This window comes from Neisseria musculi (genome assembly GCF_014297595.2).
GTDB classification, from domain to species: domain Bacteria; phylum Pseudomonadota; class Gammaproteobacteria; order Burkholderiales; family Neisseriaceae; genus Neisseria; species Neisseria musculi.
Map to the genome: position 1 here is coordinate 1,750,011 of NZ_CP060414.2, position 16,337 is coordinate 1,766,347.

Genomic DNA, 16,337 nt, shown 5'->3' on the forward strand with positions numbered 1-16,337 from the left:
CAGAAACAATACGGCAAAGCCTGCGGCCTTTTGTTATACAATCCGCTTTTTTCCGAAACCACTGTAAAACCTTATGAAAGCCATGATTCTAGCGGCCGGGCGCGGCGAGCGTATGCGCCCGCTTACCGACACCTGTCCTAAACCCTTGTTGAAAGTGGCGGGGGAGCCGCTTATCGGCCTGCATCTGCGCCGCCTGCGTGCCGCCGGCATAGTCGAAATCGTTATCAACCATGCCTGGCTGGGTGCGCAAATCGAAGCGGCCTTGGGCTCGGGCGCGGCTTACGGCGTAAACATCCGCTATTCTCCCGAAGGGGAAACCGGCCTGGAAACGGCAGGCGGTATCGCCACTGCGCTGCCGCTGTTGGGAGAGCCGTTTTTGGTGGTGAACGGCGATGTGTTGGCCGACCTTGATTTTCAGACGGCCTTTGCCGCAGCCGATTCCCTGCGCCGGCAGCGCAGGCTGGCGCATTTATGGCTGGTGCCCAACCCCGCGCACAATCCGGAAGGTGATTTTATTTTGCAGGAAAACGGTGCGGTGGTGGCGGCAGACGCAGTCGGAGAGCGGCTCACGTTTTCCGGCATGGCAGTTTACCATCCCGATTTGTTCCGCCACACACCGCCTCACCGGGCGGCCAAACTTGCCCCGCTGCTGCGCGAAGCCATGAATGCGGGCTTGGTTTGCGGTGAAAAACACACCGGCCTGTGGCTGGACGTGGGCACGGTGGAGCGGCTGGCCGAAGCAGATAAATTAATGCAGGGCAGAATGGGCTGCCGCTGAGCGGCTTTGCCGAAAACTTCAGGCCGTCTGAAAAACCTGTTTTCAGACGGCCTGAGATGTAAGAAATCCTCGCGTTGTTTACACAACAGGTTGAGAAAAATAAGCCTGTAAAACCTCAAAAGGCGTATCGCCCTTCAAGCCCTTATGCGGCTTAACCGTATTATAAAAATTCACAAAACGGCACAATTCCTTCTGCCTGTGTTCCGAATCCATAAACGGAACTTTGTCATGCCACATTTCCATCAGGGTGCGGATTACCCGTTCTGCCTTACCGTTGGTCTGCGGTCGGGCAATACGGGTAAACTTCTGGTTGATGTTGTTCTGCACACAGGCAACCGCAAACGGATGCGACGCATTGCCACGGTATTCCATGCCGTTGTCCGAATAGGCGCATTCGATGGTATAAGGACAACAGTCAATCACATCACGCAAAAGGAACTTGACCGCACTAGCCGCTGTACGGTCGGGCAAAATGGCCGCATACAGTTCGCGGGAATAGTCGTCAATGGCGACAAACAGGTAATCTCTCGAGGCGGTTGCTTTTTGGTTTTGCAACAAAGGCAGTCGTTTGGTGTCGAAATGCACCATTTCGCCGGGATAGGATTTGTTGTAGCGTTTGGCCTGTTTCTTGAGCTTTTCTTCGATATTTTTTTCCACTTTTGCCAAACGCTTCATTCCGTATTTGGCCTGTTTGAAACGTTGTTGGTGCTGTTTTGTGGTGCGAGCAGCTGCAGCCGTGCGGCCTTTAGGATGCGGTAAATGGTAACCCCGCTGACTTGGTATTGCCGGGCCAGTGAGGTAACGGTGATTTTATCCTGCGTATAGGCGCGCCAAACGGCTTGGCGTTGGTGCGGGGTAAGGCGGGTCTTTTTATGGATGTTCATGGCAGTATTGTCTTTCAAATACTGTAAACAACGCTAGAGTTTCTTACACCTGAGATTTTTGCAGAACTCCTTTCAATATCTTAAAACCCCTGCATCATACCCGGGCTTGGCTCGGGCATCCTTTTTTTCAAAAGAAGTGCAGAGATACCCGGGTCAAGCCCGGGCATGACGGAAAAGCCTTTTGTGATAGTTTTTTGAATTTTGCAAGGGTCCCAGCCCGCCTGCTTCCAAGCGGGCACGGTTCAAAATTTCCCGTACCCGGCAATCACATATTTGCCGGCGGTGTTTTAGACAGCGTTGCCGCCGCCATTCGGGAGCATCACGGTTTTAGCCGTTGATTTTCACCGAACCCGCGGTTGCCACATTGGCGGTCCGATTCATATCGGGCAGACCGATGCCCTTGGCCGCCGCATCGGGTTTGCCGCTCCAAACCCAAAATTGCGGGAATTTCCTGCCCTTATCGCTTTTACTCCGGTTAAAACGAATGCTTGCGGCACAGCAGGCGCAACCGGCGGGTGCGCCGCCTTTTATGGTCTGAACATGCCGCGCCGGTAAAATCGGGCATTGCATTTGCACACACCGCGCCTGAAGAAAACCAGGCCGTCTGAAACGTTTCAGACGGCCTGCTTCGCATGGGAACCGTGCCGGCACACTAGGGTTTGCGCTGTTCAAACAGCCAATCGCGTATGCCTTCGATGGTGTAGGCGATGCGCCAGGTGTGAGTGTGGTTGGCCGCACTGCTGTCGGTTTGGCCGGCGGGCACCACCGTGCCTTTCTGCAAAACGGTGTAGTTGATGTCGGCATTTTGGCTGCCCACCGCCCGCGCTTCGGCATCAAACTCTGCGGCGGCAGACAGGCCGCTCCATATTGTACGCACCACTTTGGCACCGCCTTTTTCAAGAACGCCGGCAACAACGTTCATGCCCGGGTAGGCTTTTTCATCGCCTTCGGCAACCATCATCCACATTTTGCCTTTCGCCGGCAGAGCAGCTTTGACGGCATCCCACTGCGCAGCCACAATGTAAGAAGCGGCAAAGAAATCAGGGTGTTTGCCGCCCATCGCCATTACCGCCATGCCGCCTTCTGCCTGGCCGGTAGCGTAGCGGCGCGCAGTGTCGATGCTGTATCGTGTTTGCAGATGTTTGATAAGATTGATCACAGCATCCGCATCATTGGCGGCTGCAGTTTTGCCGTTTGCGGTTTGACGGCCGAACTGCGGTGCCAGCACAAACGCTTCATTTTTGGCCTGCGACTCGGGCGAAGCCCAAACCACCGCACCCAAGCCCTGTTGCAGGGCGGCTTTAACATCGCTGCCGGCAATGCCCTCATCGTGGATAAACAACACCAGCGGATAGGTTTTCTTCGGATTGTAATTTTTCGGCACAAACAAATTGTAATGAACGGTTGCACCGGTTTGCGGGTCGGCAAACGAAGCCTGTTTGAAATCGTCCACCACCAGATTCACCGCCGTTTTGCTCTGCCGATCATTACCGTCGGCGGCAATGGTGTTACCCCTCGTGTCGGCAATATCGCCGGTTTGGGTAACTTTCAGCTCGGGCCTGCGGCGGATAATGTCGCGCCCTTCCATACCGAAGGCTACGGCATCTTCATCGTTTTTAGAAAGCTCCAGCACCACATAGCGGCCGTTTTTAGGCTGCTCGGCAGTAACCGGCGCATTGTTGGCATACACTTTGGTTACCGTTCGGTTTGCCACGGCGAAATCTTCAGACTGCAACGAAGCATTGCTAATTTCGGCCGCGTATTTCACCACAGCAGCAGTAATTTTCTGGCCATCGCCGAACACTTCGGTTACCGCAGCCACTTCCTGCACAGGGTCGGCCGCAGCAGCATGCTCGGCAGGAAACACGGAAGATAAGGCCTGGCAACCCGACAAGGCCGCGACCAAACCGGCAGCAGCTAAAACAGCAGTGATTTTTTTCATAATCCATACTTTCAGAAAAACCGGCAGGGCATGATGTACCACTATAACCGCTCCCCCGAAGTTTGTGTGCACCACCATACGGAACGGCGGTTTTATCGCCTAAGCGTTAAAAAATCAAAAAAGCCGTCTGAATATTTCAGACGGCCTTCCGTATCGTGAATCTGCACTTTTTCGATACTGTTAAGGCCGCCGGCAATGGGGGCGCGGGGATGGGGCAGCGGAATTGGGCGGATTCAATGTCCGGCCGCTCACACCACGATGGCGCCCAGCGAGTCGGTGGGTTTGAATGCGGCAAATATACCCTCGATAATGCCGACAATGGTCGGGATAAACGTCCAACTGAGTAGAAAATATCCTATCCCCATCCACACCCGGCCGGCGCAGAATTTGTGTACGCCGAAGGTGCCGAACAGCAGTGCCATCGCCACATAAAGGGCTTTGTTGCAGGTGTGCGGATAAGATGCGGCATAAGAAACAGGAACATTCGGGGCGTGCATGGTTTTTCCTTGCGTTGTGGGGTGTTTGAACATTTTCCAAATGGTGTGCGCGGCTTTAAATTCAAAGTGTTTTTTCGTAAAAACAGGCAAACGCGCTGGTTTAATTTTGAAATCCGCCCTGAAACGGAAAGCCGGTTTGGCCGGTGCTTTTGGCCGTCTGAAAGTTTTCAGACGGCCTCGGTATCAAAACAGAGCCTTCACCGCTGCTTCGATATTGCCGGCACGCATAAAGGTTTCGCCGATGAGAAAGGTGTGTACGCCGTGGTTTTGCATCAGGGTTACGTCTTCTTTATTGCGGATGCCGCTTTCGGTGATGACGGTTTTGCCTGCAAGTGCGGGCAGCAGCTCGAGCGTTTGCTGCAGCGACACATCAAATGTGTGCAGATTGCGGTTGTTTACGCCCCAAAGCGGTGTAGTGAGGTTGCGGCATTTTTCCAGCTCGGCGGGGTGGTGCAGCTCCAGCAGCACCGCCATGCCCAATTCGTGTGCAGTGTGTTCGAACTGCTCCAATTCGTGCGCCTTAAGCGCGGCGGCAATCAGCAGCACTGCATCGGCACCCCAGGCGCGCGCTTGGTAAAGCTGATAGTTGTCGATGATGAAATCTTTGCGCAACACGGGCAGGGTCGCGGCGGCCTTCGCTTGTTTGAGGTAGTTTGGCGAGCCTTGGAAATATTGCTCATCGGTGAGCACCGACAAGCAGGCTGCGCCGGCACGCTGATACGCCTGCGCAATGGCGGCGGGGTCGAAATCGGGGCGGATCAAACCTTTAGACGGGCTGGCTTTTTTCACTTCGGCAATCACTGCCGGCAAGCCGGCGGCATGTTTGGCCGCGATGGCTTCGACAAATCCGCGCGCCGGTTCGGCCGCCTGCGCCTGTGGCTTAAGCTCGTTTAGCGGCAACGCGGCTCGGGCGGCGGCGACTTCTTCGGCTTTGGTGGCGAGAATTTTGTTTAAGATGTCGGACATGGCAAACTTTCGGTCAGATAGGTTTTCAGACGGCCGCCTGCATCAGGCCGTCTGAAACGGCGCGGAATCGGCAGATATTGGCAAACAGATGCCGAAGTATAAAAGATAAGGCCGTTGGAAAGCCACCGTTTCAGACGGCCGGCACCCACACGCCGAAAGGTTCGCCCCCCGACAGGCAACACCCGCACACCGGTGTCGGCAAACGCCGCCGCACATACCGCTCCGCTCTGCCAACGCCGCCAACCCGCGCCTGCAAACGCTTACAGTTTGAATCTCCATACCGACAGCAAAAGTGATGCCGGTTAACCGCCGGGCTGCATTTCGGGCAAACATTACCGATGTGTGGCCGACAACATCATGCCGCTATCGTGAATTTACTGTATTTTCGGCGCAGGGCAAGCCCCAAACCATACAGGCAGTACAAAATTTTGACGAGGATTCAGCAGCGCATAAAACCGTTCTCTTTGAGACGGGATGGCGGCACCATCATGGAAATGCAGCGGGCTCTCCATAGCGGCGGGCGGAGGGTATAACTGCCACTGCGCGCCCATATCCGGCCGTTTGCACACACCGGCCGTGCAACCGTGTGGTAGCGGCGGTGCCGATAATATGGCTGCATTCGCGATAACCCGTGGAAAAAAGCATCATAAAAAATGTAGAAAAACCCGGCTTGGTTTGCACTTTCCGTATTCAGTCTGAAAACCCGTGTCAGGGTTGTGAAAAGCTGCAAGAAACACCGAAAAGTACGGCAAAGCCGTGTAGTGCTTGGGGATACTCAAAATTACGGAACCGCCGTTACTGCAAAAACAAGCCGTTTGACACAAACAGCGCAAACAGCCCGACTTTTCCGACACACAAAACAAACAAGCCGTCTGAAATATTCTGCCGCAGAGCCTTGCGCACGGCTATAATCGGCCGCACCATGTGATTTTTAACGATTCAGACGGCCTGAACCGGCGCCGTCCCGGAAGCCCCTATGACCCACTATTCCCTCTTCGCCACCTGCCCGCGCGGCCTTGAAAGCGTTTTACAGCAAGAGCTGCTCGCGCTGGGCTGCGGCCAAATCAAACCCACAGACGGCGGTGCAGCCTGCAAAGGAGCGCTGGAACAGGTTTACCGCATCAATCTGCATTCGCGCACCGCCGGCCGCGTGCTGCTGCAGCTGGCCGAAGGCGGCTACCGCAGCGAAGCCGACATTTACACCCTCGCCCGCAATATCCGTTGGAGCAGCTGGTTCGGGCTGGAACACACCTTCAAAGTGAAAGTGGAAGGCAGGCACGCGCGGGTGAAAAGCCTTGATTTTACCGCCCTGAAAATTAAAGATGCCCTGTGTGATGCATTCCGCGATGCGCTCGGCTCACGCCCCAGTGTCAGCAAAACCCGACCCGATGTGCGCATACACGCCTTTATCGGCGGGCAAACCGCGCAGATTTTTATCGACACCAGCGGCGAAGCCCTGTTCAAACGCGGCTACCGCCAAGACACGGGCGAAGCCCCCCTGCGCGAAAACCTCGCCGCCGGCCTGCTGCAGCTGGCGGGCTATAACGGCACGCAGCCGTTTCAAGACCCCTTTTGCGGCAGCGGCACCCTCGCCATCGAAGCGGCCTGGATTGCCCTGCGCCGCGCCCCCGGCCTGATGCGCCGTTTCGGCTTTGAAAAACTCGCCAACTTCGATGCCGCCCTGTGGCAGAGCCTGCGCAGCGAAGCAGAGCGGCAGATTCTGCCGCAAACGCCCGCGCCAATCGCGGGCAGCGACAACGACCGCCGCATCATCGGCACCGCCCAAGCCAACGCCGAAGCCGCCGGCGCGGGCAGCCTGATTCGCTGGAGCGTGCAGGAAGCTCAGTCTGCCCGCCCCAACGGCGCAAACGGCATCATGGTTTCCAACCCGCCCTACGGCGTGCGGCTGGCCGAAGTGCAGGCGCTGCACGCGCTTTACCCGCAGCTGGGCACGTGGCTCAAACAGCACTACGCGGGCTGGCGCGCCGGCATGTTCACCGCCGACCGCGACATGCCCAAACTGATGCGCCTCTCGCCCAAACGCAAAATTCCGCTGTTTAACGGCAATCTCGACTGCCGCCTGTTTCTGCTCGATATGGTGGCGGGGTCGAACCGTTAAGGCTGTCCTATCCCCTTTTCCGTTACGGCGTTGTGCGCCGCAACTCCAAAATAACGGTTTTACCGGCACGGGCGGTTATAAAACCGGTTCCGCATTATCCGCGCTGCCTGCGGCCTTGCACGAGAATAAAGGGATCCGCCTAACAGAGAATGTAAAAATGCCCCCTTTTCACGGGGTGCAATATATCAGGCCGTCTGAAACCCAAACCGGCCTGCGCCGCACCAAATATCCGAAACATCATTCAGGCTAAGGTTCCGGCAAAACCCGGCCGTCTGAAATGCCCTTTTTCATCATTCCCGGGCGGCACCGCTCCGATGGCGCAACACACCGAAACCAAGCAGGGGAAGCGCAAGGCCGTGCTGTATCGTTTCTGTATCGTTTTATGATGTTTTGCCGTAAACCTATTACCCATAAAAAATTATCCATAAAAAACTGCACCCCGAAAATGGCTTGGAAGCCGATTTTCGGAGTGCAGTTCATCGCAGACAGACCCGCTTTCCATATCAAAAAAGCCGCACTTTGATGTTGAACCTGCGGAAATTTTCAATCTGCGCGCGGACACCGTTAAGCAAGCGGTTAATGGTGGTGCCGGTGGCCGCGTCCGCCGTGATGTTTGTAATGCGCGTGCGGCGGGCCGTAGTGGCGTTTGTTACCGTGGCCGTAATAATGATGATGGTGGTGCGTTATATCGCGGTAAACCACGCGCTCGGCCGCCTTGCGCTTTTGGTTGCGTTTGGCGTAGAGATTGCCCGCCGTACCGCCCAATGCCGCGCCGATCAGCGTGCTTTCCATATTGTTGCCGGCAGCACTGCCGATTACGCCGCCCACGGCAGCACCCACAATCGTAGCCGTGGTGCGGTCGGACATCCGCGCCTGCGCCAGCGGCGCCAGCACCAGCGCCGAAGCAGCCAACACGGTTATCATAGATTTGCGGACCATATTCATAAAACACTCTCCGTATTGTTTCGGGAAAACGGTTGCCTTTTACCACACAATGCGGCAACACCCGATAAAATGCCGACAAACGGCCTGTTTCGGCCACCGGCTGCATCATACCTGCAATCTATTTAAAGATATGCACACACAATGTAATATTGCGCAGCCCCCGGCTACACTGCGCCTTCCATACCGAACCGCCGCCTTCAGACGGCCGGCACCTTACAACGGAAACCCAAACCATGCCCTACTGCTACCGCCGCACCCTGCCCGCCGCACCACTCGACATCATCGGCGATGTTCACGGTGAAATCGACGCCCTGCAAGCACTGCTGCACCATCTCGGCTACCGTGAAAACGGCAGCCACCCCAAAGGCAGAAAACTCGTGTTCGCAGGCGATCTGTGCGACCGCGGCCCCGACAGCCCGGCCGTGCTCGCATGGTTTTGGGAAATGCACGATGCAGGCAACGCCTTCACCGTTTTGGGCAACCACGAACTCAACGCCCTGATGCACGACCCCAAAGACGGATCCGGCTGGTTTTTTCCCGAGCGCGCCGCCAAAGATGCCGCCCTTTACGCCCCCTGGCACACCCTGCCCGCCCACGCGCGCCACGCGCTCGAAAGCCGCCTGGCCGAGCAACCGCTGATATGGGCGCGCAGCGATGTGCGCATCGTCCACGCCGCCTGGCTGCCGCACACCTTTTCCCGGCTGGAAGAAGCGCGCGGCGAAAGCCTCACCCAACAATACCGCCGCTTCGACCGCGAGCTGGACGCGCAACTGCAAACCGCCCCCTGGTATGCCGACTATCTGCGCGAACAGCAGCGTTACGCCGAAGCCGCCCAAAACCCGCATCAGACACCGCCGCCCATGCCCGCCACCGCACAATACGAGCTCAACCGCAGCCGCCTGCACCCCATACGCGCGCTCACCAGCGGCATCGAGCAGCCCGCACCGCAACCGTTTTACGCAGGCGGCCGCTGGCGTTACACCGCCCGCTGCGGCTGGTGGAACAGCTACCGCGAATCCGTGCCCGTGTTAATCGGCCATTACTGGCGCAGCTGGCGGCCGCAGCCGGGCAAGTCCGGCCGCGAAAACATTCTGCCCGCAGCGGGCAATGCCTGGCACGGCGCAAAGCGAAATGTGTTTTGCACCGACTTTTCCGCCGGCGCGCGCTGGCGCGACCGCAAACAGGGCATCCCGCCCGCACAATCGCAGTTCCGCCTGGCGGCTATGTGCTGGCCGGAGCGGGTGTTGGTGTTCGACAACGGCGATATCGAGCAAACGGTTTAAGGGTTTGGCCACGATACAGGCCGTCTGAAATCATGTTTTCAGACGGCCTGAGTGTTGCAAAAGGCTGGGTTGCAGAATGCAGAAAACTCTGCAAGAAGTTTATCGGCCGTTATTCCCACACAGGCGGAAATCCAAATGTTCGGCATCTGCGCATCTGTTTTAACCGATATTTCAAACTCTCATCCCCATTGCTGCACGCGCCGGAACAGCGTTATGGCGGAAACAACGGTATTTCAGCCTTTCAGACGGCCTGAGGTATTTCTGCAAAGCCCCCGGCCTATATCATTCGAAACAGGGTTGCCCTAGCGGGAAACCTATGTTTTCAAGTTTGGAACGGTTGGCTTGAAGCGGTTTTTGTGAAAAGGATTCAAACGATAACACAGCAGGCCGTCTGAAAAAAAGCTTTCAGACGGCCTGCTGTGTTATCGTCGAGTTGTTTATCCGACCATCTGAACAGCCTGAATGGCGGTAAGCGCAATGGTGTAAACGATGTCGTCCACCAAAGCGCCGCGCGACAGGTCGTTTACGGGCTTGCGCAAGCCTTGCAGCATCGGGCCCACGCTCAACACGTTGGCGTTGCGCTGCACGGCTTTATAGGTGCAGTTGCCGGTGTTGAGGTCGGGGAACACCAACACGGTGGCCTGGCCGGCCACTTTGCTGTCGGGTGCTTTGGATTTGGCCACGCTGGGCACGGTGGCGGCATCGTATTGCAGCGGGCCGTCCACATCGATATCGGGGCGTTTTTCGCGCACGAGGGCGGTGGCCTGCGCCACTTTTTCCACGGCGGGGCCTGCGCCTGAGGTGCCGGTTGAGTAGGAAATCATCGCCACTTTGGGCTCAATGCCGAAGGCTTTGGCTGAATCGGCAGATTGGATGGCGATGTCGGCCAGCTGCTCGGAGGTAGGCTCGGGATTGACCGCGCAGTCGCCATACACCAGCACTTGATTGGGCAGCAGCATAAAGAATACGCTGGAAACCAGGCTGGCGCCGGGGGCGGTTTTAATCAGTTGCAGGGCGGGGCGGATGGTGTTGGCGGTGGTATGTACGGCGCCGGACACCAGGCCGTCCACATGGTTTTGCGCCATCATCATGGTGCCCAACACCACGGTGTCTTGCAGCTGTTCGCGTGCCTGCTCGGGGGTTAGGCCTTTGCTCTTGCGCAGTTCGCACATCGGCTCGACATATTGCTCGACCAGGGTGGCGGGATCGATGATTTCCAATGAATCGGGCAGGGTGATGTGGCGTTCTTTGGCAACGGCCTCCACTTCTGCGCGCGGTGCCAGCAACACGCAGCGGGCGATGCCTTTTTCGTGGCAGATGGCGGCGGCCTGCACGGTGCGCGGCTCTGCTCCTTCGGGCAATACGATGCGTTTGTCGGCACGGCGGGCGGATTCCATCATGTTGACGCGGAATTGCGCAGGCGACATACGGCCGGTTTTCTTCAGCAGCAAATCGGTGTCGGTAACGTTTTGCGAAGAGCCGAAACAGGCCAGGCCGGTTTTTTCGGCCACGGCGGCCCCTACGCCCGCATCGGCATTGCCGTCAAGAATAAAACCCGCCAGCACGCCCGGCGCGGTGGCATAGGCTTGTTTGGCGATGTTCAGCTTGTTGGTGAGATGTTCGATGTCTTCGTTGTCGGAAAACACGGAAAACACCACGTTGGCATCAAGCGACAGGGCCAGTTCGAGATTGCGGGTGGAAAGAAACAGTTTTTCCGCATCGGGTTTGATGCCTTTGATAACGATATTTTCGGCGTTTACTTGGGTAACGCGCGACACCAGCATATCGAGCCAATCATCGTATTTGCCGGCACACAGCATTTTTTCGGCTTCGCCGCTTTCGTCAAGCGCGCGGAAAACGGCGGCATCGGGCAGGGCGGCGGCAACGGCCTGGGTTACGGCCCAGCCGTCTGAACGGGCAGATACGGGAACAATCAATACGGTAGCCATAAATAATCCTTTTAGAAACTGAAACCGGAAAGGGAAAATCGGGAGTTATTTTATCACTTTGATTAGGCGGTTTATACCCGTAATTTTTGCGCGGCCGCACTCAGTTTGCTTTATTGTTTGAAATCAAGCCGCTGTGACGGGCGGAAAAAGTATACGCCATACCCGGGCTTGAAGCGGTTGTCTCGGGTTACCGTAAGCTTTGAGATACCCGAGTCAGGCCCGGGGATGACGGAACGGCTACTGAGCAAGCGGTTTGAGATCTTGGCAACCATGCCTTAACAGGCCGTCTGAAAAAAGACGTCTGAAATATTTGAATCCCGCCATCGGTTTCGCAAGCCCGCTGCGCTGCCCTTTCGCCGGCAGGAATCCGGGTTGAAAAGTTGAAGTATTGTTTAAACAGACACTTGAATACCAAACGTCTGAATTCCCGCCCTGCTCTAAAATGACGGTGAACGGGTATTTCAGACGGCCTCAATAACTTGCAAAGGTTTCGATTTTAACTTTTTAACTATGGGCAGAATCACGCTGTGAAGTTTACGGCACACCTGCCCGGTGAGTCGGCCGCCTTCTCTGCAGCCGCATAGCGGGGCGCACCAATCATGCGGGCAACGGCGTGTTTTTCCATGTATTCCGACATATCGATGCGGAATTCGCCGCCGCCGGGCGGTTGCAGTTTTTTTTATAGATAGGGCTGCAGGGTTGTGCGCAGGATTTCCATATCGGTGATTTCGGTGATATTGGCTTCGCCCAAGCGGTTCAGCCCGATAAAACGCATGGTGCCGTTATCTACTTTTTTATCGTGCCGCATATGTTCTATCCACTTTTCAAAGGCAAAACGGGGCGGGGCAGCGGGCAGGCCGGCCTGTTTCAGCAGGTTGGCAATGCGTTGGGTGTCGGCAGGTTTCAGACGGCCTAAAGTTTCCGACAGGCGACAGGCCAGCACCATGCCTGCGGCCACGGCTTCGCCGTGCAGCCATACGCCGTAACCCATTTCGGCTTCGATGGCATGGCCGAAAGTGTGCCCCAGGTTGAGCCATGCACGGATGCCTTGTTCGGTTTCGTCTCGGGCAACAATATCGGCTTTCATTTTGCAGCAATGATACACGGCCTCCGCCAACAGAACGGGCTCCTGCCGCATGAGCGCGGGCATATGCTCTTCCAGCCAGGCGATAAAATCACAGTCGCCCAATGCGCCGTATTTGATAACTTCGGCCATGCCGGCGGAAAGCTCGCGTGCAGGCAGGGTGGCGAGTGTGCTTAAGTCGGCAAGCACCGCGCGCGGTTGGTAAAACGCACCAATCATGTTTTTACCCAACGGATGATTAATGGCAGTTTTGCCGCCTACCGATGAATCGACTTGGCTCAGCAGGGTAGTGGGCACTTGGATAAACGGTATGCCGCGTTGGTAGGCGGCAGCCGCAAAGCCGGCGATGTCGCCGATCACGCCGCCCCCGAGGGCGATTAACGTGGTTTTGCGGTCGGCACGGTTTTGCATCAAACCATCAAAAATCAGGTTGAGGGTTTGCCAGTTTTTATACTGCTCTCCATCGGGCAGCACAATATCGAAATACCCGATGCCAAGCCTGCTTAAAGCCGTCTGAAAAGCGGGCAGATGCAGCGCTGCAACGGTTTCGTTGGTAACGATGGCGGCTTTTTGGCTTAAGTAAGGTTTGAGCAGGATGTCGGCTTGGGCAATCAGGTTCCTGCCAATAAAAATGGGGTATTGGCGAGTGGGGGTGGCTACGGTCAGGGTTTGCACGATGGCGGCTCCGTTTCTATCGGGTTACGGAAAATACAACAACAGGGCTGCGGTTATCAGGCATGCCGTCTGAAACCTTATCGTGTTTCAAACGGCTTTTAAGATATTTTCCAAAGGTATCGGCCTATTATGCCGCACATTTCGACTGCGCCCTAAAAGCCGTTTGCTTATTTTTTATCGTTGCAAACGGATGATGCAGGCGGCTGCGTCCACGCCTGCAACAGATATTCGGCGTTTTTATGGCAGCTTTGCCGGTTGGCTTCGATAATGATGTGCGCGGCGGAGCGGTAAACACTGTCGCGCAGATTGTACAGCTCCCGCAATTTGGCCAGGGGATCTGCCACTTGCAGCAGCGGGCGGTTGGTGTCGCAGCGGGTACGCTCGATCAGCACCTCGGGGCAGGCGTGCAGATAAACCACGGTGCCGCGCTCACGCAGCCTGCGGCGGTTTTCCTCACGCAGCACCGCGCCGCCGCCGGTGGCCAGCACGATGTTATCCAACGCGCTCAACTCGTTTATCACTGCGGTTTCACGATCGCGGAAGCCCTGCTCGCCTTCCAATTCGAAAATGGTCGGAACCGACACGCCGGTGCGCCTGCAGATTTCTTGATCGCTGTCGTAAAAAGGGCGGTTCAGCATTTGGGCTATATGCCTGCCCAATGTGGTTTTGCCCGCCCCCATCAAACCGATTAAAAATAAATTGCCTGCTATGTTTTCCATAGCAGGCATTGTAAACGAAAATATACGCAAAGTATTTATTTAAATTTTAACCCAAGGTCCATGCAGAAGGACAATGACTATTAATTACTTGTATCATTTTTAACTCATTTTGAAGTGATCCATATCCATCCTTATATCTGCTACGTTGATATTCACATATTGTTAGCTGTTGGAAGCCCCCAATGAATGCGGTTCTTGAACCCGTAAACCACCATTGTCCATATCGGATATTTTCTGTTAGTGCAAAGCTTAAGTCTGAAAAAGCAATTAACATAAATGATAATATGAATGAGTGTGTAAATTTTTTCATAATATAGCAGCTCCTTTTGTATTAGATTTAGTACCTCAGATTACTACCAACATTATCTACGATACGTGGTGTAATAAAAATAAGCAGTTCTTTTCGAGTTTCTTTTCGGGCACGCGATTTAAACAGATTACCTAATACAGGTATATCTCCTAACACAGGTACTTTAGAGATAGTGTTACTATTATCTTCTTCATAAATGCCCCCAACAATTAGAGTTCCTCCATCTTCGACCATAGTTTGAGTTTGGAGGCGCTTAGTACTAATACAGGGTTCACCAGATTGATTACATGAAAAATTTGGTGAATCTTTGTTGATTTTTACGCTCATGATTATATGCCCATCAGGTGTAATATTAGGTGTTACAGTTAATCCCAATACAGCCTTTTTAAATGAAGTAGATGTCGCTCCACTTGAAGTTGCTTCTTGATAGGGAATATCCGTCCCCGATTCAATGGTGGCTTCATTTCGATCTTGAGTCAGTACACGAGGATTCGAAATAATCTTACCCCTTCCTTGTTCTTGCATTGCAGCCAACTCCAAGCCCAGCGCACCCGATGAAACCGCACGAACCAGCGCAATGCTGGAAGTGGCGGCAGAAACCGGCAGGCTGATATTCGGATTCATGGCCAGCGGCGAGGCAGAAGGAATCGTATTCGAGCCGCTGAGAATCGTATTGGCTCTTGCCAGGTTGTTGTTATAGTTGGTTGTGGTGTTGCCGGTTGCATCCGCCCAATTGGAAGCCCATGAGGAGCGGCCGTTAATCCCGGTATAGCCGAATTTGACGCCGATGTTCCGTGAGAAACTATCTTCTGCTTCAACAATCCGGGCCTCCACCATCACTTGGCGGGTGGGCACATCAAGCTCGTCAATCAGCTTTTGGAATTTTTGGATAACCGTGCGGTTATCGGTAATAATCAAGGTGTTGGTGGCCGGGTCGATTAACGCGCTGCCGCGTCCGCTCAACAATGTGTTGCGGTCGCTGCTGCTGCCGCTTTCGTCTAAACGCAGGATTTTGCGGAACTCTTCTACGTTTTTATATTTCAACTGGAATGTTTGCGACAACAAGGGGCCGAGATCATCGATTTCTTTTTGCGCCTGCAAGGTGGCTTTATCTTTAGCCAACAGCTCTTCACGGGGCGCAACATTAATGATATTGCCCTGGCGGCGCATATCGAGATTGCGCGCCTGCATCACCAAATCCAATGCCTGATCCCACGGCACATCTTTCAAGGAAAGCGTCATTTTGCCGTTAACGGTGTCGCTGGCAACGATATTCATACCGGATTCTTTGGCGAGAATCTGCAGAATGGTACGCACTTCCACATCTTGGAAATCTAAAGAAATTTTGCGGCCGTTAAACGATTTGTTGGGTGTAGCAGACAAACCCTGCGAAGCGATGTTGGCTTTGCGGCTGATTTCAAAACTGAAGCGGCCATTGGCGGATTGTGTGTCTACATCCCAGCTGCCTTGGTTGCGGATAACCAGTTGGGTATCGTTGCCGATGCGTTTCATGGTTACGTTGCGGACGGGGGTGTTGAAATCGCTTACATCCAAGCTGCGTTGCGCCTGGGCAGGCAGCGGGTAGTTTTTCAGCGTAACGGTGATGCGGTCGTTCTGTTTTTTGATATCCGGCTGGCCGGTAAAGCCCAAGGCATTCAACTCAACAATGCCTGAGTTGCGGACACCTTTACGGAAATCGATATTGGCAGATGCAACCGCCTGCTCGCGGCGGGGCGGATGAACTGCAGCAGATGCGGCCGGGTTGGCGGGTTGTTGCGGGGTCCGGGTGGTTTGGCCGGCCGCCTCACTCACATACACCCACACTTCATTGCCTTTGATTTCGGTGTTGTATTGGCCGGCTTTGTTCAAACCCAACAGAATACGGGTACGGTCATTGTTTTGGGCGGCTGTGATTTGGTTAATCAACGGATCGGCGTATTCCAACACAGGCTGCGGCAATTGCACGTTGGTGTTGCTGAAATCCAGAGCGATACGCGCAGGTGTGGTGGTAATGAAGCCGCGCGGAGTGGCTGCATCTTTATCAAATTTGATTTTGATGATTTTCTGGTTATTTGGCAAAGACGATACGTTGATATCGGTAATGTTGCCTGCAAAGGCCGTCTGAACGGCAAAGCCGATGCTGATGGCGGCAAATATTTTTTTAATGTTGCGTGAGTTCATGAGTA

13 protein-coding genes and 2 pseudogenes are annotated in these 16,337 nt (G+C 54.9%); 4 read left to right on the forward strand and 11 right to left on the reverse strand.

The window, feature by feature from the left end; all coding sequences use genetic code 11:
- Positions 1-73 precede the first annotated feature (73 nt).
- Positions 74-778 (forward strand): N-acetylmuramate alpha-1-phosphate uridylyltransferase MurU, encoded by a 705-nt coding sequence (murU, locus tag H7A79_RS09160; protein ID WP_187000042.1) that lies wholly within the window; start codon positions 74-76, stop codon positions 776-778.
- Positions 779-856: 78 nt separating this feature from the next.
- Here the strand turns inward: murU and H7A79_RS09165 are convergent.
- From H7A79_RS09165 to trpC, 4 genes and pseudogenes are all read right to left on the reverse strand, one after another.
- Positions 857-1,662: pseudogene (locus H7A79_RS09165) on the reverse strand (integrase core domain-containing protein).
- Between the two features lie 652 nt (positions 1,663-2,314).
- The gene (locus tag H7A79_RS09175; RefSeq protein ID WP_214646372.1) at positions 2,315-3,604 is read right to left on the reverse strand and encodes a PHB depolymerase family esterase; all 1,290 of its coding nucleotides are present in this window, start codon (positions 3,602-3,604) and stop codon (positions 2,315-2,317) included.
- 248 nt (positions 3,605-3,852) lie between these two features.
- Positions 3,853-4,101 carry a TM2 domain-containing protein gene (locus H7A79_RS09180; RefSeq protein WP_209304406.1) on the reverse strand — a complete coding sequence of 83 codons (249 nt, stop codon included), beginning with the start codon at positions 4,099-4,101 and terminating at the stop codon, positions 3,853-3,855.
- Between the two features lie 183 nt (positions 4,102-4,284).
- Positions 4,285-5,067, reverse strand: coding sequence for an indole-3-glycerol phosphate synthase TrpC (gene trpC, locus H7A79_RS09185; protein ID WP_187000044.1), 783 nt, complete (start codon positions 5,065-5,067; stop codon positions 4,285-4,287).
- 114 nt (positions 5,068-5,181) lie between these two features.
- Between trpC and H7A79_RS09190 the strand changes: the two genes are divergently transcribed.
- Positions 5,182-5,373, forward strand: a complete 192-nt coding sequence (locus tag H7A79_RS09190) for a hypothetical protein (RefSeq protein WP_187000045.1) — start codon at positions 5,182-5,184, stop codon at positions 5,371-5,373.
- Between the two features lie 489 nt (positions 5,374-5,862).
- Here H7A79_RS09190 and H7A79_RS09195 read toward each other — a convergent pair whose 3' ends face one another.
- Positions 5,863-5,991, reverse strand: coding sequence for a hypothetical protein (locus H7A79_RS09195; RefSeq protein WP_281384889.1), 129 nt, complete (start codon positions 5,989-5,991; stop codon positions 5,863-5,865).
- Between the two features lie 52 nt (positions 5,992-6,043).
- Between H7A79_RS09195 and H7A79_RS09200 the strand changes: the two genes are divergently transcribed.
- Positions 6,044-7,186 carry a THUMP domain-containing class I SAM-dependent RNA methyltransferase gene (locus H7A79_RS09200; protein ID WP_187000046.1) on the forward strand — a complete coding sequence of 381 codons (1,143 nt, stop codon included), beginning with the start codon at positions 6,044-6,046 and terminating at the stop codon, positions 7,184-7,186.
- 576 nt (positions 7,187-7,762) lie between these two features.
- On the opposite strand, the gene H7A79_RS09205 is transcribed toward H7A79_RS09200, so the two are convergent.
- Positions 7,763-8,131 (reverse strand): glycine zipper domain-containing protein, encoded by a 369-nt coding sequence (locus H7A79_RS09205; RefSeq protein WP_187000047.1) that lies wholly within the window; start codon positions 8,129-8,131, stop codon positions 7,763-7,765.
- Positions 8,132-8,364: 233 nt separating this feature from the next.
- On the opposite strand from H7A79_RS09205, the gene H7A79_RS09210 reads away from it, so the two are divergent.
- Positions 8,365-9,414 carry a metallophosphoesterase gene (locus tag H7A79_RS09210; protein WP_135034399.1) on the forward strand — a complete coding sequence of 350 codons (1,050 nt, stop codon included), beginning with the start codon at positions 8,365-8,367 and terminating at the stop codon, positions 9,412-9,414.
- Between the two features lie 437 nt (positions 9,415-9,851).
- On the opposite strand, the gene pta is transcribed toward H7A79_RS09210, so the two are convergent.
- The 5 genes and pseudogenes from pta to H7A79_RS09230 all read right to left on the reverse strand — a co-directional run bounded on the left by pta (position 9,852) and on the right by H7A79_RS09230 (position 16,332).
- Positions 9,852-11,363, reverse strand: a complete 1,512-nt coding sequence (gene pta / locus H7A79_RS09215) for a phosphate acetyltransferase (RefSeq protein ID WP_187000048.1) — start codon at positions 11,361-11,363, stop codon at positions 9,852-9,854.
- A 515-nt stretch (positions 11,364-11,878) separates the two neighbouring features.
- Positions 11,879-12,009, reverse strand: a pseudogene (locus H7A79_RS15225) (AAA family ATPase); the annotation flags it as partial.
- A gap of 33 nt (positions 12,010-12,042) precedes the next feature.
- The gene (gene aroB, locus H7A79_RS09220) at positions 12,043-13,122 is read right to left on the reverse strand and encodes a 3-dehydroquinate synthase (protein ID WP_187000049.1); all 1,080 of its coding nucleotides are present in this window, start codon (positions 13,120-13,122) and stop codon (positions 12,043-12,045) included.
- 167 nt (positions 13,123-13,289) lie between these two features.
- Positions 13,290-13,850 carry a shikimate kinase gene (locus H7A79_RS09225; RefSeq protein ID WP_187000050.1) on the reverse strand — a complete coding sequence of 187 codons (561 nt, stop codon included), beginning with the start codon at positions 13,848-13,850 and terminating at the stop codon, positions 13,290-13,292.
- 328 nt (positions 13,851-14,178) lie between these two features.
- Positions 14,179-16,332 carry a type IV pilus secretin PilQ gene (locus tag H7A79_RS09230; RefSeq protein ID WP_187000051.1) on the reverse strand — a complete coding sequence of 718 codons (2,154 nt, stop codon included), beginning with the start codon at positions 16,330-16,332 and terminating at the stop codon, positions 14,179-14,181.
- Positions 16,333-16,337 lie beyond the last annotated feature (5 nt).

What these genes read in the sequence shown, in the direction of transcription:
- murU (WP_187000042.1), top strand. Translation starts at nt 74, where the DNA reads ATGAAAGCCATGATTCTAGCGGCCGGGCGCGGCGAGCGTATGCGCCCG.
- H7A79_RS09175 (WP_214646372.1), bottom strand. Translation starts at nt 3,604, where the DNA reads ATGAAAAAAATCACTGCTGTTTTAGCTGCTGCCGGTTTGGTCGCGGCC.
- H7A79_RS09180 (WP_209304406.1), bottom strand. Translation starts at nt 4,101, where the DNA reads ATGCACGCCCCGAATGTTCCTGTTTCTTATGCCGCATCTTATCCGCAC.
- trpC (WP_187000044.1), bottom strand. Translation starts at nt 5,067, where the DNA reads ATGTCCGACATCTTAAACAAAATTCTCGCCACCAAAGCCGAAGAAGTC.
- H7A79_RS09195 (WP_281384889.1), bottom strand. Translation starts at nt 5,991, where the DNA reads ATGGTGCGGCCGATTATAGCCGTGCGCAAGGCTCTGCGGCAGAATATT.
- H7A79_RS09200 (WP_187000046.1), top strand. Translation starts at nt 6,044, where the DNA reads ATGACCCACTATTCCCTCTTCGCCACCTGCCCGCGCGGCCTTGAAAGC.
- H7A79_RS09205 (WP_187000047.1), bottom strand. Translation starts at nt 8,131, where the DNA reads ATGAATATGGTCCGCAAATCTATGATAACCGTGTTGGCTGCTTCGGCG.
- H7A79_RS09210 (WP_135034399.1), top strand. Translation starts at nt 8,365, where the DNA reads ATGCCCTACTGCTACCGCCGCACCCTGCCCGCCGCACCACTCGACATC.
- pta (WP_187000048.1), bottom strand. Translation starts at nt 11,363, where the DNA reads ATGGCTACCGTATTGATTGTTCCCGTATCTGCCCGTTCAGACGGCTGG.
- H7A79_RS09225 (WP_187000050.1), bottom strand. Translation starts at nt 13,850, where the DNA reads ATGCCTGCTATGGAAAACATAGCAGGCAATTTATTTTTAATCGGTTTG.
- H7A79_RS09230 (WP_187000051.1), bottom strand. Translation starts at nt 16,332, where the DNA reads ATGAACTCACGCAACATTAAAAAAATATTTGCCGCCATCAGCATCGGC.